Origin of the sequence: Pantoea sp. EKM20T (assembly GCF_011800485.1) — a bacterium.
GTDB classification, from domain to species: Bacteria; Pseudomonadota; Gammaproteobacteria; order Enterobacterales; family Enterobacteriaceae; genus Pantoea; species Pantoea agglomerans.
Map to the genome: position 1 here is coordinate 64,978 of NZ_JAALFW010000013.1, position 18,696 is coordinate 83,673.

Below are 18,696 nucleotides of genomic sequence, written 5' to 3' on the forward strand. Positions count from 1 at the left end.
TAGGATTTGGTCACATGTCAGAACATAACACCAACGAAATGCAATTCCAGATTCAGCGCGTATTCACCAAAGACATCTCTTTTGAAGCGCCAAATGCACCACAGGTTTTCCAGAAAGAGTGGGAACCGGACGTTAAACTGGATCTGGACACTGCATCTTCTCAGCTGGCTGACGAAGTTTACGAAGTGGTACTTCGTGTGACTGTAACCGCCACCGTGGGCGAAGAAACCGCTTTCCTGTGTGAAGTTCAGCAGGCCGGTATTTTCACCATCAGCGGTATCGAAGGAACGCAGATGGCACATTGCCTGGGCGCATACTGCCCGAACATCCTGTTCCCGTACGCACGCGAATGCATTACCAGCCTGGTATCACGTGGTACCTTCCCGCAGCTGAACCTGGCACCGGTTAACTTTGATGCGCTGTTCATGAACTACCTGCAGCAGCAGCAAGGTGAAGAAGGTGCTGAACCACATCAGGATGCCTGATGACAACTCACGCTTCGATTAGCGTCATCGGTGCCGGTTCATACGGCACCGCTTTGGCGATTACGCTGGCCCGCAACGGCCATCCGGTGCTGTTGTGGGGACATAACCCGGCGCATCTGGCGCAGCTTCAGAGTGACCGTTGCAACACCGCTTTCCTGCCTGATGTCCCGTTCCCCGACCATCTTTCTCTTGAACCTGATCTGACCAAAGCTATTGCTGCCAGCCGCGATTTATTAGTTGTGGTGCCGAGTCATGTCTTTGGCGAGGTGCTGCAGCAGATCAAGCCTCATTTGCGGTCCGACTCGCGTATTGTCTGGGCGACTAAAGGGCTGGAAAAAGAGACCGGACGTCTGCTGCAGGATGTGGCGCGGGAAATTGTCGGCGATGCTATTCCGCTGGCCGTGATCTCCGGGCCGACCTTTGCGAAAGAGCTGGCTGCCGGATTACCGACGGCTATCGCGCTGGCCGCAACGGATGCGCAGTTTGCTGAGGATCTGCAGCAGAAGCTGCACTGCGGTAAGAGCTTCCGCGTTTATAACAACCCTGACTTCATCGGCGTACAGCTGGGCGGTGCGGTAAAAAACGTGATTGCTATCGGTGCCGGGATCTCTGACGGGATTGGTTTTGGCGCGAATGCGCGTACCGCACTGATCACCCGCGGTCTGGCTGAAATGAGCCGGCTGGGCGCCGCGCTGGGTGCCGATCCCACCACCTTTATGGGGATGGCGGGTCTGGGCGATCTGGTGCTGACCTGTACCGATAATCAGTCGCGTAACCGTCGTTTTGGCATGATGCTGGGCCAGGGCGAGGATGTAGATAGCGCGCAACGCATTATCGGACAAGTTGTAGAAGGCTACAGAAACACCAAAGAAGTCAAAGCATTGGCAGCCCGTTTTGGTGTGGAAATGCCGATCACCGAGCAGATTTATCAGGTGCTGTATTGCGAAAAGCCGGCGAGAGATGCAGCATTGAGTCTGCTGGGACGAACAAGGAAGGACGAAAACAGCACTGGCTAACGCAGGACGCGTAGCATCATCACCTGCAGCGCCCATTCAGGCGCTTTTTTTATCGGGAGAAAACAGCAATGTCGTCTGATGAGTTAGAACTGGTCTGGAATAATATCAAAGCAGAAGCGCGCGCCCTGGCTGATTGTGAGCCGATGCTGGCCAGCTTCTTCCACGCGACATTGCTCAAGCATGAAAATCTCGGTAGCGCACTGAGTTATATGCTGGCCAACAAGCTGGCTAACCCGATTATGCCCGCCATCGCCATTCGTGAAATCGTTGAAGAAGCCTACCGTGAAGATCCGTCGATGATTATGTCAGCGGCGTACGATATTCAGGCGGTGCGCCAGCGTGACCCGGCAGTCGATAAATACTCCACGCCGCTGCTCTACCTCAAAGGTTTTCACGCCTTACAGGCCTACCGCATTGGCCACTGGCTGTGGAATGAAGGCCGGCGCGCGCTGGCGGTTTATCTGCAGAATGAAATCTCCGTCTCCTTTGCCGTCGATATTCATCCCGCCGCCAACATCGGCCACGGCATCATGCTCGACCATGCCACAGGCATTGTGATTGGTGAAACCGCTGTGGTTGAGAATGATGTCTCGATCCTGCAATCGGTTACGCTGGGCGGAACCGGCAAAACCAGCGGCGATCGTCACCCGAAAATCCGTGAAGGGGTGATGATTGGTGCCGGTGCGAAAGTCCTGGGCAATATTGAAGTTGGCAAGGGAGCCAAAATCGGTGCCGGTTCCGTGGTATTACAGCCCGTGCCGCCGCACACCACTGCAGCAGGCGTACCCGCGCGAATCGTTGGTAAGCCAGGCAGTGAAAAGCCGTCGATGGATATGGATCAGCACTTTAATGGCAGCCTGGCGGGTTTTCAGTTTGGCGACGGCATCTAGTCTTTAATCAGCGCGCCCGCATAATCAAGCTGGCGCCACGCTTCATAGACCACCACCGAGACGGCGTTCGACAAATTCATACTGCGGCTTTCCGCTTTCATCGGGATACGGATTTTCTGCTGAGCCGGTAACGCCGCTAAGATCTCAGCCGGAAGTCCACGGCTCTCCGGGCCAAACAGCAGATAATCGCCAGCCTGATACGCTACGGCACTGTGTGCGGGCGTACCTTTGGTCGTCAGCGCAAACAGACGCTCAGGCGACTCTGAGGCGATAAACGCCTGATAGTCGGCGTGGAATTTAATGGCAGTAAATTCGTGGTAATCCAGCCCGGCGCGGCGTAAACGCTTGTCATCCCAGGCAAAACCAAGCGGCTGAATCAGATGAAGCTGAAAGCCAGTATTGGCACACAGGCGGATGATATTGCCGGTATTCGGCGGAATTTCTGGTTCAAACAAGACGATGTTAAGCATAAGGCCCCCGATGACAGGGGCCGAAGCATAACAAATTATTGACGAGCGGAGGAGTAGAGCGGCAACCAGAGGGTCAGACGCAGGCCGCCCAATGGGCTGTCATCCGCTTTAACCCAGCCGCGATGTTGCTGCACTGCCGTTTCAACAATTGCCAGGCCAAGACCGGTGCCGCCGGATTCGCGATCGCGTGCTTCATCGGTACGGTAGAACGGCCGGAAAATCTGTTCACGATCTTCCGGACTCACGCCAGGACCATCGTCATCAACGTGTACCGTGATACCGGAAATATCCACGGAGAAGCTGACGCTGATATGGGTGTGTGAATAGCGCAGCGCATTGCGTACGATATTTTCCAGCGCACTCTCCAGCGCATGGGGGTTACCATAAAGCGGCCACGGGCCAGGCGGATAGGGAATATCCATCTTCTTGCCCATCTGCTCCGCTTCGAAGCGGGCATCTTCCAGCACCCCATTCCACAACTGATTCGCCTTCATCGCTTCGCTGACCAGCGCATTTTTATGCTGGGTGCGCGACAGCACCAGCAGATCGTTAATCATGCCATCAAGACGCTGTGCTTCCATCTCAATGCGGCCCAGCTCTTTGCCTTCACCCTGGCGCCGACGCAGCAGCGCGGTAGCCAGTTGCAGACGGGTGAGCGGGGTACGAAGCTCATGGCTGATATCTGATAACAGACGTTGCTGACCGGTCATCATCCGCTCCAGCGCACTGACCATCTGGTTAAAGCTGGAACCCGCCGCCAGAAACTCCTGTGGGCCCGATTCCAGTTCCGGATGCTGACGCAGGTTTCCGCTTGCGACTTCGTCGGCAGCATATTTCAGCTTACGAGCCGGACGAGCCAGGCTCCAGGCGAGCCAGAGCAGCAGCGGGGAGCTGATGAGCATGGTGACGATAAGCAGTAACAGGGGACGGTCAAACAGCAGATTCACGAAATCGAGCTGGGAACTGTTGGCGGGACGAATCATGTAAAGCTGGTAGTTATCTTCGCCATCCCGAACGGCGAAAGGCCCTACCAGCTCAACACGACCATATTTCTTCTTCTGCGGATGATCGGCATTGTCAGACTGGCCGATAAAATTGCGGATAACCTGCATTTCGTTATGTTGCGCGCCGATCACCCGACCTTCACTCGTCACTAACAGCAGCCGCTGACCCGGCGGTGCCCACTTTTCCACTGCCCGAAACAGACGACGCCACCACATCAGATCGTTAGGGGGATCCTGTGACAGCTCTGCTTCGACGTGTTGCTCAATCATGATGCCCTGCCGCTGTTCACTTTCCAGCAGCGAGGTCATCTGTCGTGAATCGAGCTTGGGCACCATTAGCACCAGCATCAACACCAGCGCCAGCGTCAACCAGAAGATGGCGAAGATACGGGTGGTCAGACTTCCAATCATGATGCCGAAACCATCAGATAGCCGCGGCCACGTAAAGTTTTGAACCAGGGATGACCGTCACGGCGTTCAGGCAGCTTGCGACGCAGATTGGAGATATGCATATCAATAGCGCGGTCAAAAGGCGTCAGGCGTTTGCCCAGCACTTCCTGACTCAGGTGCTCACGCGACACCACCTGGCCCAGATGCTGCGCCAGCAGATAGAGCAGGGTGAACTCCGTGCCGGTCAAATCCAGCGTGACATCATCAAAACTGGCCTCCTGACGGCCGGGATTGAGACGCAGGCAGTCCACTTCCAGCGTAGGCGAGCTATTGTCGTGTTGCTGCTGCTGTTCACTCCAGTTTGAGCGCCGCAGAATAGCGCGGATACGCGCCACCAGTTCACGATCGTTAAACGGCTTAGGCAGATAGTCATCTGCGCCCAGTTCGAGGCCCAGTACGCGATCCAGCTCGCTGCCGCGCGCCGTTAGCATGATGACGGGGGTTTGATGTTGCTGACGCAGTTCTTTCAGGGTGTCGATACCGTTTTTCTTCGGCATCATGACATCCAGTAAAAGCAGATCAATTGAGTTATCGAGCAGGTTCAGCGCTTGTTCACCATCGCTGGCTACCACCACTTCAAACCCTTCCATTTCTAACAGTTCTTTTAAAAGCGAAGTTAATTCGCGATCGTCATCTACCAACAGGATTTTATTCATTTTTGTAGCCCTCCGCAGGCAAAATACCGTGTTCCTGGCGCACCTATCCATCGCTTTACGTAGTTTTACACCCCCTGACGGATGTTTGCAGCTGTCGCCGTACACTGGCTCTCGTTGAATCGCAAAACGGAACGAACTGGAGTACACGATGCGCAAATTAACCGCCGTCGTCCTTGCCTCAGCGATGGCTCTGAGTGTCGCCAGCGCAGGTGCTAAAGATGCGACGACGATTGACGAGATGCATCATGGCGGATTGCCGACAGGCAGTATGACGCAAAATCCGCAAAGCCACATGTTCGATGGCATCGAGCTGACTGAAGAGCAACGTCAGCAGATGCGTGACCTGATGCAACAGGCCCGACATGAGCGCCCGGTCGTCCATATTGACGATATCGCAGCACTACATGAGTTAGTGACTGCAGACCAGTTTAACGAAGCGGCCATCCGCGAGAAGGCGGAAGTGATCGCCAGAGTTCAGGTTGAACAGCAGGTCGAGATGGCGCGGGTACAGAATCAAATGTTCCAGCTGCTAACGCCAGCCCAGCAGTCGGCGTTACAGCAGAATTACCAGCGGCGACTTAATGAGCTGCGACAGTTTTCGAATTTGCAGTCAGCGTCATCGCTGCAGGCAGTGAGTAGTACCAGCAGTAACCAGTAACATAGTATCCCTGTTTTCCTTGCCATAGACACATCCCTGTCTTCCCCCGCCATGATGGTGGGGGTTTTTTTTATCTTTTTTTCACTTTTTTTATTTTGACTGGAATCATCACCCCGCAATAAAACCCCTGTTTGATTATCGCTTGTTGAGCTTTTATGGGTAAGTCTCATCGATTTCTTACTATTCAGGTCATGACTTAAATTTAAGCGTACCGGTAAGGGTTTTACCGCCTGTTAAATATTATAACTCACTGAAAGTGAATGAATTACAGGCAGGCATAGAAAACTTTAATTATATTTTTCAATGAGATAAATCCCCCGCGTTACGCTTGCCGGTTCAGGCGCACCCTCTACACTTAATCCTGTCACTGCAGGGAAGTTAAGTGTCTTTGCGAAGTCTCAGGGAGCAGCAACCACATTATGTAGTCCTGAATGAATCTATTAACGGAGTAAGTTATGGCAGAGCATCGTGGTGGTTCAGGTAATTTCGCAGATAATCCGCAAAAAGCGTCTGAAGCCGGTAAGAAAGGCGGCCAGAGTAGCGGCGGCGGAAATTTCAAAAACGATCGTGAAAAAGCATCAGAAGCCGGGAAAAAAGGCGGCAAAAAGTAGTCGCCGCCTCTTTCTCAGCCCAGACCTGGGCCTGAATGTGGCCTGGTACTGATGTGTATGACACTTTGCCCCGTCCTCCCACAGAGGCCGGGGCTTGTTTTTTTGTACCTGTCGCGCCTTCCCAAAAAAGCCTGATCCGTTGATCGACCCGCTAAGCAGTGCCCGTCTCACGATGTTAAACTTGAGCCATTCATTCATTTTGGTGCGCATCATCACTGATGCCGCACAGGGAACCTGGCATGCAACCCTCTTATGGCCGACTGGTAAAGCGTGCTGCGCTCGGCGCGACCATTCTTGCGTCTGTGCTGTTGCTCGTGAAAATTTTTGCCTGGTGGTACACCGGTTCGGTGAGTTTACTGGCCTCTCTGGTGGATTCACTGGTGGATATCGCCGCCTCGCTGACCAATCTGCTGGTGGTGCGTTATGCACTGCAGCCCGCTGACGAAGATCATACTTTCGGGCACGGCAAAGCGGAGTCGCTGGCAGCGCTGGCGCAAAGTATGTTTATTTCCGGGTCGGCGCTGTTTCTGTTTCTGACCGGCCTGCAGCATCTGGCGACGCCCAATGAGTTGCGGGCGCCCGGCGTCGGTATTGTAGTGACCGTGGTGGCGCTGAGCTCAACGCTGGTGCTGGTGGCCTTTCAGCGCTGGGTGGTTCGTAAAACCCGCAGCCAGGCGATCCGGGCTGACATGCTGCACTATCAGTCCGACGTCATCATGAATGGCGCTATTTTGATTGCGCTGGTGCTGAGCAGCTATGGCTTTGCCCGGGCGGATGCCTTGTTTGCGCTGGGCATTGGTATTTTTATTCTCTACAGCGCACTGCGTATGGGCTACGAGGCGGTTCAGTCATTGCTGGATCGCGCGTTACCGGAAGAGGAACGGCAGCAAATCCTGACGCTTGCGACAAACTGGCCGCAGGTGCAGGGCGTTCACGATCTGCGAACCCGTCAGTCCGGGCCGACCAAATTTATTCAGCTGCATCTGGAACTGGAAGATCAGCTGCCACTGGTGCAGGCGCATCGGGTAGCCGATCAGGTTGAGAAGGCGTTACGCAAAGAATTTCCCGGGTCAGACGTAATTATCCATCAGGATCCCTGTTCTGTGGTACCGTTCGAGAGAGAGGATTCTTTAGGTTTTTAACTTAAATGAATCAAATCGATACGGCAGGGATGACGTAACGCTAACATTGCTGCAAAAAATAGTGAAAAGTTGTCTGACCTGAATCAATTCAGCAGCAAGCCTTTGATATACTATCTGCCATCACGTGTCGCGCGAGTCGTAAAATGAGCTTCAGCAGCGATCGACAGGCAGGATTAACCCTTAGTTTTGAACAATCCAGAGGTTGTCATGATCAAAAAAATTGGTGTATTAACCAGCGGCGGTGACGCCCCAGGCATGAACGCAGCTATTCGTGGCGTGGTGCGTTCCGCGCTGAGTGAAGGACTGGAAGTTTTTGGGATCTATGACGGTTACCTGGGATTGTACGAAGATCGCATGATCAATCTTGATCGCTACAGCGTTTCCGACATGATTAACCGCGGCGGCACTTTCCTGGGCTCAGCACGCTTCCCTGAATTCCGTAATGAAGATGTGCGTCAGGTTGCCATTGAGAACATGAAAAAGCGCGGCATTGATGCGCTGGTTGTTATTGGTGGTGACGGTTCCTACATGGGGGCTAAGCGCCTGACTGAAATGGGCTTCCCGTGCATTGGTCTGCCAGGCACCATCGATAACGACGTTGCCGGAACGGATTACACTATCGGTTATTTCACTGCGCTGGAAACCGTGGTTGAAGCGATTGACCGCCTGCGTGATACCTCTTCATCGCATCAGCGTATTTCGATTGTGGAAGTGATGGGTCGCTACTGTGGCGATCTGACACTGGCGGCCGCCATTGCGGGTGGCTGTGAGTTCATCGTACTGCCGGAGTTCCCGTATACCCGTGAAGAGCTGGTAGCGGAAATCAAAGCGGGCATCGCCAAAGGTAAAAAGCACGCTATCGTGGCGATTACCGAGCACATCTGCGATATCGACGATCTGGCGCGTTTCATCGAAACAGAAACCAAGCGTGAAACCCGTTCTACCGTTCTGGGCCACATTCAGCGTGGCGGTGCACCTTGTGCGTATGACCGTATTCTGGCCTCACGCATGGGGGCCTACTCCATTGAACTGCTGATGCAGGGTTACGGCGGCCGTTGCGTCGGTATTCAGAACGAGAAGATGGTGCATCACGACATCGTCGACGCCATTGAAAATATGAAGCGTCCGTTCAAACGCGACTGGCTCGACACCGCGAAAAAACTCTATTAATTCCTCTGCGGGGTGTGCGACCTGGTGCGCCCCGGCATCCCGCCTCTATATTCCCCATGGTTATAACAGCTTATTTTTAATTCTTTTAGCTCTGTATTGGTTTATGTCACGCTTAGCTCATAACGACATTGGGAGAGTGCGTAATGAACAAGTGGAGTATCGGCGTTACCCTGTTGCTGGCCTCAACCAGCGTTCTGGCGAAAGACATTCAGCTGTTAAACGTTTCCTACGATCCAACGCGAGAGCTGTACGAACAGTACAATAAAGCGTTCAGTGCGCACTACAAACAGGAAACCGGCGATAATGTCGTGGTCCGTCAGTCGCATGGCGGTTCCGGTAAGCAGGCGACCTCCGTGATTAACGGCATTCGGGCGGATGTGGTCACACTGGCGTTGCAATCGGATGTTGATGCCATTGCAGAACGCGGTCGTATTGATAAAAACTGGATTCAGCGTCTGCCGGACAACTCTGCGCCCTACACCTCGACCATTGTCTTCCTGGTTCGTAAAGATAACCCTAAAGGCATCCATGACTGGAGCGACCTGACGAAGCCAGGCGTATCTGTTATTACCCCTAACCCGAAAACGTCCGGCGGCGCACGCTGGAACTATCTGGCGGCCTGGGGCTGGGCGCTGGATCATAACAACGGCGATCAGGCTAAAGCGCTGGCTTACGTCAGAGCGCTGTTTAAAAACGTTGAAGTGCAGGATTCCGGCGCACGCGGCGCAACCAACACCTTCGTTGAACGCGGGATTGGTGATGTGCTGATCGCCTGGGAAAACGAAGCCTATCTGGCGGTTAACAAGCTGGGCAAAGACAAGTTCGAGATTGTCACTCCGAGCGAATCGATTCTGGCGGAACCGACCGTGTCGGTGGTCGATAAAGTGGTAGATGAAAAGGGGACGCGTAAAGTCGCCGACGCTTATCTGAAATACCTCTACTCGCCAGAAGGCCAGACTATCGCTGCACAGAACTACTACCGTCCGCGTGATGCTGAAGTCGCGAAGAAATTCGCCAGCACCTTTGCGCCAGTGAAGCTGTTTACCATTCAGGACAAGTTTGGTGGCTGGACACAGGCTCAGAAAGCCCACTTCGCCGATGGCGGCAGCTATGACCAGGTCATGAAACCGTAATGCGCTGCGGTCAGCGCATCCCTGCGCTGACCGCTTATCCTCCACAACCACGCCTTTTCTCCTTCTCCGCCCAGCCGCTGGGTTATCTGCCAGAATTCCCCGTGACATTTTTTTCTCGCCAGGCGAGGATGCAGGCTGCTAAGCCATTCAGGAAGCGTTGTTATGCCGACACATCGTCGTGCAACCCGCCTGGTTGCGGTTCTGCTGGTACTGGTCATTGCGGGGATGCTCGCTGCCGCACTGCATTTCAAAAAGAACAGTGATGCGTTGTGGCAGATCGTCAGCGAGAAATGTCTGCCTCACCAGCAGAGTGGTGGAGAACCTGCGCCCTGTCAGCGCGTCGATCAGCGGCATCGCTATGCCATGCTGAAAGATATGCACGGGCCGTTGCAGTATCTGCTGATCCCGCTCGACAGGATCACCGGCATCGAAAGCCCGCGGTTACTGCAATCCGCTACGCCCAACTACTTTGCCCTTGCCTGGGATGAGCGAACTCTGCTTGCGCAGCGACGCGGCTCACCTATTGATGATCGGGTCCTGTCACTGGCTATCAATTCACAGTATGGCCGCACGCAGAATCAGCTCCATATTCATATCTCCTGCCTGCGACCCGATGTGCGTCAGCAGCTTGATCAGTTGACGCCGCAGCTTAGCGGGCGGTGGCAGAGCATCACGCTGCGTAAGCACCGCTACTGGCTGCGTGCATTGACCCCGGACGAGCTGACCCGGCAGAGTGCGTTTATCCGACTGGCCAATGAGCGGCCACAGGCACGCAGCGAGATGGGGAAATATGGGCTGGCACTGGCTGAATTAAGTGATGGACGACTGGTGCTGATGGCGATAGAGCGAAACTGGCTGCTGCTGAACAGCGGTTCGGCGGAGGAGGTACAGGATCACGCCTGTCAGCTGATAGCGCCCATAAAAAAGGCGGCTTAAGCCGCCTTTAATCGGTACGTTTACTGCTTAGGCGCTTTTTGCAGCCGCTGCAGCTTTAACGATCACAGCGAAAGCGTCCGCTTTCAGTGAGGCACCGCCAACCAGCGCGCCATCGATGTCAGGCTGGGTGAAGAGCTCAGCCGCATTTTTATCGTTAACTGAGCCGCCGTACTGGATGATGACCTGTTCTGCGATAGCCGCATCTTTCTTCGCGATATGGTCACGAATGAATTTGTGAACGGCCTGAGCCTGAGCAGGGGTGGCAGATTTGCCGGTACCGATGGCCCAGACTGGCTCATACGCGATGACCGCATCTTTAAACGCTTCGGCGCCCTGAGTTTCCAGAACGGCATCCAGCTGACGAGCGCAGACTTCTTCGGTTTTACCCGCTTCGTTTTCCGCTTCGGTTTCACCAATGCACAGCACCGGTACCAGGCCCACTGACTTCAGCACCGCGTATTTCTTCGCGATGAATTCGTCGCTCTCTTTGTGGTAAGTGCGGCGCTCTGAGTGACCGATAATGATATATTTCGCGCCGATATCTTTCAGCATCTCTGCGGAAACTTCACCGGTAAACGCACCAGACAGGTTAACGTCTACGTTCTGCGCACCCAGTGCGATGTGGCTACCGGAGATGGCGTGTTTTGCCTGCTCGAGATAGAGAGCTGGCGGTGCAATGGCGACGCCACAACCCTCAACGCCAGACAGTTCCTTGCGCAGACCGGCGATCAGTTCAGCTGTGATCTGCTTGCTGCCATTCAACTTCCAGTTACCCATAACCAGTGGATGTCGCATTCTATCCTCCGCATAAAGCGATACATGAAAAATCGCTGCCAGCTGGCAGCGTTGTCTGCCAGACAGTATAGAGATCAAATGTAGCGATGGCTTTGCTTTTCGTCATTTTCGGCCTCATCATCAGGGGCTGGCGAGCGCCAGTTTGACCGGCTCAACGGCGAAGGTCAGCCCCTTGTCGCCGTTGTCAGCCACCACAAAACGCAACGCGCCCTCGACCTGCGCAAAGTAGGGTAAATCCTTACCTTGCTTCAGCAAACCCTCCAGCTTTTTACGTCCCTCATCGGCGCTCAGTCCCGGTACAAAGAAGCGCAACATGGCGGTCATGTAGGCCAGCGCTTTTTGCTGTGAGGCGTTCTGATCCGGGCCTGGCAACGGTAGCCAGGTAATCTGCAGCGTCTTAATTTTGCCGGTACCGGGCTCCAGCGCGGTAGACGCATAGAGAGTTTCATTGATTTTGCTGGCGGCGCGCGTCAGGGTGCTTTTGTCACCCCGATTATCAATGGCGCGATATTCCGGCAGCATCAGCGCCCCGTTGGCCTGATTATACTTTTCGCGGAACTGGCCGATAGTCATATCAAAGGTGGGAGCGCCCGCCAGCAGATAGGGGGCGGTGGGCAACGCATCGGCCCGATCCTGCGGTGGCGGATCGGCGGCAAAGACCGGAACCGTCAGCGCAAACGATAACAGCAGTGCGCCAGGCAAATTCTTCATTTTGTCGATCCTAACCCGTAAACTCAGGCGCAAATTAAAACGGTTTTTATCCGCGAGGTCAAAACCGCAGCGGTTCTCTTCTCTCTGGATGATAATGCATGACGTTACAACAATGGTGTTTTTCCTGGCGCGGCCGGCTGGGACGACGTGATTTCTGGATCTGGCAGGCGGTCTGGTTGCTGACAACAACCCTGTTATTCGCGTTAGCGGCTAACGACTGGCTTGATACTCAGATGGCGGCCTTTGGCGTGGTCTGCCTGCTGTGGCCCGCCAGCGCGGTTATCGTTAAACGGTTGCACGATCGTAATCGCCGTGGCTACTGGGGATTTCTGGTGATTGTTGCCTGGCTGCTGGTGGCAGGGAACTGGAGCATGCTGGACGGCATACTGCCCTGGCTGTTGGGTCGCGCCATTCCGTTTGTGTTACTGGCTGGCCTGCTGCTCGATCTCGGTCTCTTTCGCGGTACCCCCGGCGCTAACCGGTTTGGTACCGCGACTCAACCGGTGAGATACCGGCAAACGGCTCACCAGTAATGTTCGCTGGTGATATGGCCCGGCTTACGCTTCAGGTGCTTGCGCATCTCGCGCGTCTCTTTCAGTAATTGCTGGGTATCACGCACCATCTGCGGGTTGCCGCACAGCATCACATGGCTGCTGTCGGCATCCAGGCTTAACCCGGTGGCGCGCTCCAGCTCACCGTTTTCGATCAACGCCGGGACCCGGCCAGTCAGCGAACCGGCGATCTCTTCGCGACTCACCACCGTCTGGATGTGCAGCTTGCCTTGATAATGTTGTTGCAGTTGCTGCATCAGCGGCAAAAAGCTCAGATCGGCCGCATAGCGTGCAGCATGGACCAGCACGATGTTTTCAAAGCGATCCAGCCCTTCGCCCTGCTGTAGCATCGACAGGTAGGGGCCAATAGCGGTGCCGGTTGCCAGCATCCATAAGGTTTTGCATTCAGGGACCTCATCCAGCACAAAGAATCCTGCCGCTTCTTTGGTGACCATCACCTGATCGCCAGGCCGAAGTGCCTGCAGATGCGGACTCAGTTTGCCCTCTGGCACGGTGACCAGGTAAAACTCCAGCAGATCATCTTTCGGCGCATTGACGTAAGAGTAAGCGCGCTGTACCCGCTCACCGTCGATTTCCAGTGCCAGCTTGGCAAATTGCCCGGCGATAAAGGGATCGATGGGCGCTTTTACCCGGAGACTGAACAGCGCATCCGTCCAGTTTTTCACTTCCTTTACTTCAGCATTGACCCACTCAGCCATAATCACTCCCTGGTTGTTGATTATTCAGGCAGGTCACTATTTTCGCGGCTGCCCGGTGAGATTGCCAGCCTGCGCCGGGGCAAAGGCTCTAATCGACAAACTGTTACTTTGTCTTTACAGGCTGGCCCATAAACTTGACAGGCGCAAGCCGGGACCTTTTCGCTTACCTCTCGCTTTGTCATCTAATCCTGATATTTTGCCCGCCATAACAAGATGACTGGCGGGTGAACCGCTGTTTTAACCTCCTTTCACAGAAAGAAATTTTGCATAATCATGATGACTAAACTCGAAAATCGCCCGCTGCTGGTGATGCTCATTGTGCTGGTGGCAGTAGGGCAGATGGCACAGACTATCTACGTCCCGGCGATGTCGGTGATGGCGGATGCTCTGAATGTGCGGGATGGCGCGCTGCAGCGTGTGATGGCGGCCTATCTGATGACCTATGGCGGATCCCAGCTGATCTATGGCCCGCTGTCAGACAGCATCGGTCGTCGTCCGGTGATCCTGGCGGGCATGATGATCTTTATGATCGGCGCAATTACGGCACTGATGGCGACGTCGCTCGATATGCTGGTGTTCGGCAGCGCTGTTCAGGGACTGGGCACCGGCGTAGCTGGCGTGATGGCCCGCACCATGCCGCGCGATCTCTACGAGGGGCACGCACTGCGCCGCGCTAACAGCCTGCTTAATATGGGCATTCTGGTCAGCCCGCTGCTGGCGCCAGTGATTGGTGCACTGCTGACGCAGCTCTTTGGCTGGCACGCCTGCTTTGCCTTTCTGCTGCTGCTTTGTCTGGCGGTAACCGTCTCAATGGCACGCTGGCTGCCGGAGACCCGACCGCAGAGTGCGGAAGTGACCCCTTTCTTTAAACGCTACGCCCGCCTGCTCAGCGACGCGAATTTCGTTCGCTACATTGTGCTGCTGATTGGCGCGCTGGCCGGGATTGCGGTATTTGAGTCGAGCTGTGGCGTTCTGCTGGGCGGCGTGCTCGGCCTGCACAGCCTGACCGTCAGCATCCTGTTCATCCTGCCGATTCCGGCAGCGTTTTTTGGTGCCTGGTTTGCAGGTCGCGAGCAGGGTTCATGGCACAGTCTGATGTGGTGGGGCGTAAATAGCTGCCTGCTGGCGGGCATCCTGATGTGGATCCCGGCATGGTTCGGCGTGATGAATATCTGGACGCTGCTGGTCCCGGCTGCGCTGTTCTTCTTTGGGGCTGGCATGCTGTTCCCGCTGGCGACTTCAGGCGCGATGGAGCCTTATGCCTGGCTGGCGGGTAGCGCGGGCGCGCTGATTGGCGGGATGCAGAACCTGGGATCGGGCCTGGTGGCGTGGCTGTCAGCCATGATGCCGCAGCGCGATCAGTTCAGCCTTGGCATGCTGATGTTCTTCACGGCGCTGGTGATGCTGCTCTGCTGGTTGCCGCTCTCACGTCAGCCGGAGCGCGGCAACCAGCCGGTTACAGGATAAAGGGATGAAGCGCCGGATCTTTACGGTCGAGATAGTGAATCGACTGAATACGGCGGATGGTGCGTGATTTACCGCGAATCAGCAGGGTCTCGCTGGTGGCGATATTGCCCTGACGCGTAATGCCTTTCAGTAGTTCGCCACTGGTAATGCCGGTGGCGGCAAACACCACGTTGTCATTGCGTGCCATCTCATTCAGCATCAGCTTTTTGCCCGCTTCAATCCCCATCTCTGCGCAGCGCTGCAGCTCCTGCTCACCCAGCAGACGGTTTTCAGCGCTGTCGCCTTTCACGTGGTGACGCGCCAGTAACCGGCCCTGCATATCCCCATCCAGCGCGCGGATCACCGCCGCAGAGACCACGCCTTCCGGTGCGCCGCCGATGCCATACATCACATCCACTTCGCTGTCCGGCATGCAGGTCAGAATGGAGGCGGCGACATCGCCATCCGGGAAGGTAAACACCCGCACGCCCAGTTGCTGCAACTGACTGATCACTGCGTCATGACGCGGCTTTGCCAGAATCGACACGGTTAGCTGCGACAGCGGCTTATTCATCGCGATGGCGATGTTACGCAGGTTGGTTTCCAGCGGCAGGTCAAGATCGATCTCTCCACGCGCTGCGGGGCCAACAATCAGTTTTTCCATGTACATGTCGGGTGCGTGCAGAAAGCTGCCCTTATCGCCTACGGCCATCACCGCCAGCGCGTTAGCCTGGCCAAGCGCCGTCATGCGGGTGCCTTCAATCGGATCGACCGCAATGTCGACCGCATCGCCGCGGCCGGTACCGACTTTTTCACCGATATAGAGCATCGGAGCTTCGTCGATTTCGCCTTCACCGATCACAATCTGACCGTCGATTTCAATGGAGTTCAGGACATGACGCATGGCATGGACAGCCGCGCCGTCAGCCGCATTTTTGTCGCCGCGTCCTAACCAGTGATAGCCTGCCAGGGCGGCAGCTTCGGTTACGCGGGAAAATTCAATGGCAAGTTCTCGTTTCATGGCATCTACCTGACAAAAAACAGGCGGGCAGTGTAACACAGCGAGGCAGTGGAGCGGGGAAAAGGCCCGCGACAGCAAGGGTCGCGGGCATTGATATTACTCTTGTTCTTCCCACGCCTGGGCGCGGGCTACGGCTTTTTTCCAGCCAGCATAACGGAAGTTACGCTCGGTGGTTTCCAGGCTTGGACGGAATTCACGCTCAATAACCGCTTTAGAGCGGACTTCATCCAGATCCTGCCAGAAGCCGACGGCCAGACCTGCCAGATAAGCAGAACCCAGCGCGGTGACTTCACGCACTTCCGGACGCTCAACACGGGTGCCGAGGATGTCTGACTGGAACTGCATCAGGAAGTTGTTGGAAACCGCGCCACCATCCACACGCAGCGCCTGCAGGCGGGTGTTGGCATCGTTCTGCATCGCTTCCAGCACGTCGCGCGTCTGATAAGCGATAGACTCCAGCGTCGCACGGATGATGTGGTTAGCATTAGCACCACGGGTCAGGCCGAAGATAGCACCACGGGCATACGGGTCCCAGTAAGGAGCGCCCAGGCCGGTGAAAGCAGGCACCATGTAAACGCCGTTGGTGTCTTTCACTTTCATCGCAAAGTATTCAGAGTCAGCAGCTTCACTGATCAGCTTCATCTCATCGCGCAGCCACTGAATAGAGGCGCCACCGATAAACACAGCCCCTTCCAGTGCATAGTTCACTTCACCGCGCGGGCCACAGGCGATAGTGGTCAGCAGGCCGTGCGTCGAGGTTACCGCTTCAGTACCGGTGTTCATCAGCATAAAGCAGCCGGTGCCGTAGGTGTTTTTCGCCATGCCAGGCTGAACACAGAGCTGGCCATACAGCGCAGCCTGCTGGTCACCGGCAATACCGGCGATTGGAATACGTGTACCGCCTTTACCACCGATGTTGGTCTGACCATAGACTTCAGAAGAGGACTTCACTTCTGGCAGCATTTCACGCGGGATATCCAGGATATCCAGCATACGCTGATCCCACTCCAGCTTATGGATGTTAAACATCATGGTACGGGAGGCGTTGGTATAGTCGGTGATATGCACGCGGCCCTGGGTCATTTTCCAGACCAGCCAGGTATCGACGGTACCAAACAGCAGCTCGCCACGTTTTGCACGCTCACGTGAGCCTTCAACGTGATCCAGAATCCACTTCACTTTGGTTCCGGAGAAGTAAGGGTTAATCACCAGACCGGTGGTGTGCTGGATATACTCTTCCAGACCCTCTTTCTTCAGTTTGTGACAGTAGTCGGCGGTGCGGGGATCCTGCCAGACGATGGCGTTGTAGATCGGCTTACCGGTCTCTTTTTCCCAGACGATAGCGGTTTCGCGCTGGTTGGTGATACCGATTGCCGCAATCTCATCAGAGCGGATGTCGGCATGGGCCAGCACTTCAACCAGCGTTGAGCTTTGTGAAGCCCAGATATCCATTGGATCATGTTCAACCCAGCCCGCTTTCGGGTAGATCTGGGTGAATTCGCGCTGTGATACCGCGACGATATTAGAGTCGTGGTCGAGAATGACGGCGCGGGAGCTGGTTGTGCCCTGATCGAGCGCGACAATATATTTTTTATCTGTGGTAGTCATAAATTCTGTCCTGATGATAAAAGGTGAAACTTACGCTTTACGCTGCTGAGCGCGTGCAACCGGTTTGTCTGCTGGAACGCTTGCAGGTTCCTGGGCGGTACCTGGCAGGTAGCGACCAATCAGTGTGCGATAACCTACTGCACCCAGGCAGGCACCGACCAGCGGGCCAAAAATCGGCACGAGGAAGTAAGGGATGTCACGACCACCGGTAAAGGCAACGTTACCCCAGCCTGCCAGCCATGCGAAGATCTTCGGTCCGAAATCACGAGCCGGGTTAAGGGCGAAGCCGGTCAGAGGACCCATTGAGCCACCGATAACCGCAACCAGCAGGCCAATCAGCAGTGGAGCCAGTGGGCCACGTGGAATGCCGTTGCCGTCATCCGTCAGACCCATAATGACCGCCATTAATACTGCAGTGATGACCATCTCAACCAGGAAGGCCTGGCCGACACCGATATGTGGATTAGGGTAGGTTGAGAAGATGCCTGCCAGGTCGAGACTTTCAACCGTGCCGCGCACCATCTGGTGGCTCTGCTCATAATCAAAAAACAGGCTGTAGTAGAGACCGTATACCAGCGCCGCGGCACAAAAGGCACCGGCAATCTGCGATACGATATAAGGCAGAACTTTACGTCCTTCAAAATTAGCAAACAGGCAGAGTGCAACGGTGATTGCCGGGTTCAGGTGCGCGCCCGAAATGCCTGCGGTAAGGTAGGCGGCCATGGAAACGCCAAGACCCCAGATGATGCAGATTTCCCACTGACCGAAGGCGGCACCGGCGAGTTTCAGTGCAGCCACACAGCCTGCGCCAAAGAAAATAATCAAGCCTGTCCCCAGAAATTCGGCAATACACTGACCTTTGAGCGTGTTAGTTGTCTGACTCATAATAGTGGTTCCTGAAGCGAGGTTAAATTTTATCAGTTTTTGTTCTCATTCCATGAGGCACCCAGCTTTAATGTAGGGCTGGTGTGAATTTATCGTTAACGAACATAAACGAGAAATAGCGAAATCGTTTTTTGTGTACTGTGTCATAAAAATGCGCGTTTTCGCGTATTCTGGCTTTCCTTAGCCAATATTCGCGCCTGATGACGGGGATAACGGACCCGTACCAGAAAGCCGTCGCAGTAAGCGCAGCGTAAATTCAGGGATTGGCTGAAAAGTGTTACAGACTACGCCCGCAGCGGCCGCGTTGCTGGACTTGCGGGGTGAGGCTACATACAATCG

Annotated in this window: 20 protein-coding genes; 11 read left to right on the forward strand and 9 right to left on the reverse strand. The window is 55.1% G+C overall.

Annotated elements, in window-relative coordinates:
• Nucleotides 1-14 precede the first annotated feature (14 nt).
• The 3 genes from secB to cysE all read left to right on the forward strand — a co-directional run bounded on the left by secB (nucleotide 15) and on the right by cysE (nucleotide 2,391).
• A complete protein-coding gene (secB, locus tag HFD94_RS19180; RefSeq protein ID WP_010258229.1) occupies nucleotides 15-485 on the forward strand; it encodes a protein-export chaperone SecB in 471 nt (156 codons plus the stop codon).
• On the forward strand, nucleotides 485-1,501 hold the full coding sequence (gene gpsA / locus HFD94_RS19185; protein WP_181955368.1) for an NAD(P)H-dependent glycerol-3-phosphate dehydrogenase: 1,017 nt from the start codon (nucleotides 485-487) through the stop codon (nucleotides 1,499-1,501). Before secB ends, gpsA begins: the two co-directional genes overlap by 1 nt.
• Before the next feature lie 68 nt (nucleotides 1,502-1,569).
• A complete protein-coding gene (gene cysE, locus HFD94_RS19190) occupies nucleotides 1,570-2,391 on the forward strand; it encodes a serine O-acetyltransferase (protein WP_010258225.1) in 822 nt (273 codons plus the stop codon).
• On the opposite strand, the gene trmL is transcribed toward cysE, so the two are convergent.
• From trmL to cpxR, 3 genes are read right to left on the reverse strand one after another with little or no spacing between them, the layout of a single operon-like run.
• The gene (gene trmL, locus HFD94_RS19195) at nucleotides 2,388-2,861 is read right to left on the reverse strand and encodes a tRNA (uridine(34)/cytosine(34)/5-carboxymethylaminomethyluridine(34)-2'-O)-methyltransferase TrmL (RefSeq protein WP_010258223.1); all 474 of its coding nucleotides are present in this window, start codon (nucleotides 2,859-2,861) and stop codon (nucleotides 2,388-2,390) included. The two genes, cysE and trmL, sit on opposite strands and share 4 nt — an antisense overlap.
• A gap of 35 nt (nucleotides 2,862-2,896) precedes the next feature.
• Entirely contained in the window at nucleotides 2,897-4,276 is a 1,380-nt protein-coding gene (gene cpxA / locus HFD94_RS19200) for an envelope stress sensor histidine kinase CpxA (RefSeq protein ID WP_010258221.1), read from the reverse strand.
• Nucleotides 4,273-4,971 (reverse strand): envelope stress response regulator transcription factor CpxR, encoded by a 699-nt coding sequence (gene cpxR, locus HFD94_RS19205; protein ID WP_009088062.1) that lies wholly within the window; start codon nucleotides 4,969-4,971, stop codon nucleotides 4,273-4,275. Before cpxR ends, cpxA begins: the two co-directional genes overlap by 4 nt.
• 148 nt (nucleotides 4,972-5,119) lie before the next feature.
• Between cpxR and cpxP the strand changes: the two genes are divergently transcribed.
• From cpxP to HFD94_RS19235, 6 genes are all read left to right on the forward strand, one after another.
• Nucleotides 5,120-5,629 carry a cell-envelope stress modulator CpxP gene (gene cpxP / locus HFD94_RS19210; protein ID WP_010258214.1) on the forward strand — a complete coding sequence of 170 codons (510 nt, stop codon included), beginning with the start codon at nucleotides 5,120-5,122 and terminating at the stop codon, nucleotides 5,627-5,629.
• A gap of 455 nt (nucleotides 5,630-6,084) precedes the next feature.
• Nucleotides 6,085-6,240 carry a general stress protein gene (locus HFD94_RS19215; protein ID WP_010258211.1) on the forward strand — a complete coding sequence of 52 codons (156 nt, stop codon included), beginning with the start codon at nucleotides 6,085-6,087 and terminating at the stop codon, nucleotides 6,238-6,240.
• Nucleotides 6,241-6,479: 239 nt separating this feature from the next.
• Nucleotides 6,480-7,382: a CDF family cation-efflux transporter FieF gene (gene fieF, locus HFD94_RS19220; RefSeq protein ID WP_010672078.1), complete on the forward strand. Its 903-nt coding sequence runs from the start codon at nucleotides 6,480-6,482 to the stop codon at nucleotides 7,380-7,382.
• Between the two features lie 207 nt (nucleotides 7,383-7,589).
• The gene (gene pfkA, locus HFD94_RS19225; protein ID WP_003851263.1) at nucleotides 7,590-8,552 is read left to right on the forward strand and encodes a 6-phosphofructokinase; all 963 of its coding nucleotides are present in this window, start codon (nucleotides 7,590-7,592) and stop codon (nucleotides 8,550-8,552) included.
• Nucleotides 8,553-8,695: 143 nt separating this feature from the next.
• Entirely contained in the window at nucleotides 8,696-9,685 is a 990-nt protein-coding gene (locus HFD94_RS19230) for a sulfate ABC transporter substrate-binding protein (RefSeq protein ID WP_010258203.1), read from the forward strand.
• 162 nt (nucleotides 9,686-9,847) lie between these two features.
• The gene (locus HFD94_RS19235; protein ID WP_163640535.1) at nucleotides 9,848-10,621 is read left to right on the forward strand and encodes a CDP-diacylglycerol diphosphatase; all 774 of its coding nucleotides are present in this window, start codon (nucleotides 9,848-9,850) and stop codon (nucleotides 10,619-10,621) included.
• 27 nt (nucleotides 10,622-10,648) lie between these two features.
• Here the strand turns inward: HFD94_RS19235 and tpiA are convergent, their stop codons facing one another.
• Nucleotides 10,649-11,416, reverse strand: coding sequence for a triose-phosphate isomerase (gene tpiA / locus HFD94_RS19240; RefSeq protein ID WP_010258199.1), 768 nt, complete (start codon nucleotides 11,414-11,416; stop codon nucleotides 10,649-10,651).
• A gap of 120 nt (nucleotides 11,417-11,536) precedes the next feature.
• A complete protein-coding gene (locus HFD94_RS19245; RefSeq protein ID WP_022624917.1) occupies nucleotides 11,537-12,127 on the reverse strand; it encodes a DUF1454 family protein in 591 nt (196 codons plus the stop codon).
• A 98-nt stretch (nucleotides 12,128-12,225) separates the two neighbouring features.
• Here HFD94_RS19245 and HFD94_RS19250 point away from each other — a divergent pair, with 98 nt between their 5' ends.
• Nucleotides 12,226-12,660, forward strand: a complete 435-nt coding sequence (locus HFD94_RS19250; protein WP_010258192.1) for a DUF805 domain-containing protein — start codon at nucleotides 12,226-12,228, stop codon at nucleotides 12,658-12,660.
• Here the strand turns inward: HFD94_RS19250 and fpr are convergent.
• Nucleotides 12,651-13,397: a ferredoxin--NADP(+) reductase gene (gene fpr / locus HFD94_RS19255; protein WP_010258190.1), complete on the reverse strand. Its 747-nt coding sequence runs from the start codon at nucleotides 13,395-13,397 to the stop codon at nucleotides 12,651-12,653. The two genes, HFD94_RS19250 and fpr, sit on opposite strands and share 10 nt — an antisense overlap.
• A 273-nt stretch (nucleotides 13,398-13,670) precedes the next feature.
• Between fpr and emrD the strand changes: the two genes are divergently transcribed.
• Nucleotides 13,671-14,864, forward strand: coding sequence for a multidrug efflux MFS transporter EmrD (gene emrD, locus HFD94_RS19260; protein ID WP_022624918.1), 1,194 nt, complete (start codon nucleotides 13,671-13,673; stop codon nucleotides 14,862-14,864).
• On the opposite strand, the gene glpX is transcribed toward emrD, so the two are convergent.
• The 3 genes from glpX to HFD94_RS19275 all read right to left on the reverse strand — a co-directional run bounded on the left by glpX (nucleotide 14,854) and on the right by HFD94_RS19275 (nucleotide 18,357).
• Nucleotides 14,854-15,864, reverse strand: a complete 1,011-nt coding sequence (gene glpX / locus HFD94_RS19265) for a class II fructose-bisphosphatase (protein WP_010258186.1) — start codon at nucleotides 15,862-15,864, stop codon at nucleotides 14,854-14,856. The genes emrD and glpX overlap by 11 nt on opposite strands.
• 96 nt (nucleotides 15,865-15,960) lie before the next feature.
• A complete protein-coding gene (glpK, locus tag HFD94_RS19270) occupies nucleotides 15,961-17,472 on the reverse strand; it encodes a glycerol kinase GlpK (RefSeq protein WP_010258184.1) in 1,512 nt (503 codons plus the stop codon).
• Between the two features lie 30 nt (nucleotides 17,473-17,502).
• The gene (locus HFD94_RS19275; RefSeq protein ID WP_010258182.1) at nucleotides 17,503-18,357 is read right to left on the reverse strand and encodes an MIP/aquaporin family protein; all 855 of its coding nucleotides are present in this window, start codon (nucleotides 18,355-18,357) and stop codon (nucleotides 17,503-17,505) included.
• Nucleotides 18,358-18,696 lie beyond the last annotated feature (339 nt).

Coding starts and splice junctions, on each gene's coding strand:
- secB (WP_010258229.1), top strand. CDS start 15: ATGTCAGAACATAACACCAACGAAATGCAATTCCAGATTCAGCGCGTA.
- gpsA (WP_181955368.1), top strand. CDS start 485: ATGACAACTCACGCTTCGATTAGCGTCATCGGTGCCGGTTCATACGGC.
- cysE (WP_010258225.1), top strand. CDS start 1,570: ATGTCGTCTGATGAGTTAGAACTGGTCTGGAATAATATCAAAGCAGAA.
- trmL (WP_010258223.1), bottom strand. CDS start 2,861: ATGCTTAACATCGTCTTGTTTGAACCAGAAATTCCGCCGAATACCGGC.
- cpxA (WP_010258221.1), bottom strand. CDS start 4,276: ATGATTGGAAGTCTGACCACCCGTATCTTCGCCATCTTCTGGTTGACG.
- cpxR (WP_009088062.1), bottom strand. CDS start 4,971: ATGAATAAAATCCTGTTGGTAGATGACGATCGCGAATTAACTTCGCTT.
- cpxP (WP_010258214.1), top strand. CDS start 5,120: ATGCGCAAATTAACCGCCGTCGTCCTTGCCTCAGCGATGGCTCTGAGT.
- HFD94_RS19215 (WP_010258211.1), top strand. CDS start 6,085: ATGGCAGAGCATCGTGGTGGTTCAGGTAATTTCGCAGATAATCCGCAA.
- fieF (WP_010672078.1), top strand. CDS start 6,480: ATGCAACCCTCTTATGGCCGACTGGTAAAGCGTGCTGCGCTCGGCGCG.
- pfkA (WP_003851263.1), top strand. CDS start 7,590: ATGATCAAAAAAATTGGTGTATTAACCAGCGGCGGTGACGCCCCAGGC.
- HFD94_RS19230 (WP_010258203.1), top strand. CDS start 8,696: ATGAACAAGTGGAGTATCGGCGTTACCCTGTTGCTGGCCTCAACCAGC.
- HFD94_RS19235 (WP_163640535.1), top strand. CDS start 9,848: ATGCCGACACATCGTCGTGCAACCCGCCTGGTTGCGGTTCTGCTGGTA.
- tpiA (WP_010258199.1), bottom strand. CDS start 11,416: ATGCGACATCCACTGGTTATGGGTAACTGGAAGTTGAATGGCAGCAAG.
- HFD94_RS19245 (WP_022624917.1), bottom strand. CDS start 12,127: ATGAAGAATTTGCCTGGCGCACTGCTGTTATCGTTTGCGCTGACGGTT.
- HFD94_RS19250 (WP_010258192.1), top strand. CDS start 12,226: ATGACGTTACAACAATGGTGTTTTTCCTGGCGCGGCCGGCTGGGACGA.
- fpr (WP_010258190.1), bottom strand. CDS start 13,397: ATGGCTGAGTGGGTCAATGCTGAAGTAAAGGAAGTGAAAAACTGGACG.
- emrD (WP_022624918.1), top strand. CDS start 13,671: ATGATGACTAAACTCGAAAATCGCCCGCTGCTGGTGATGCTCATTGTG.
- glpX (WP_010258186.1), bottom strand. CDS start 15,864: ATGAAACGAGAACTTGCCATTGAATTTTCCCGCGTAACCGAAGCTGCC.
- glpK (WP_010258184.1), bottom strand. CDS start 17,472: ATGACTACCACAGATAAAAAATATATTGTCGCGCTCGATCAGGGCACA.
- HFD94_RS19275 (WP_010258182.1), bottom strand. CDS start 18,357: ATGAGTCAGACAACTAACACGCTCAAAGGTCAGTGTATTGCCGAATTT.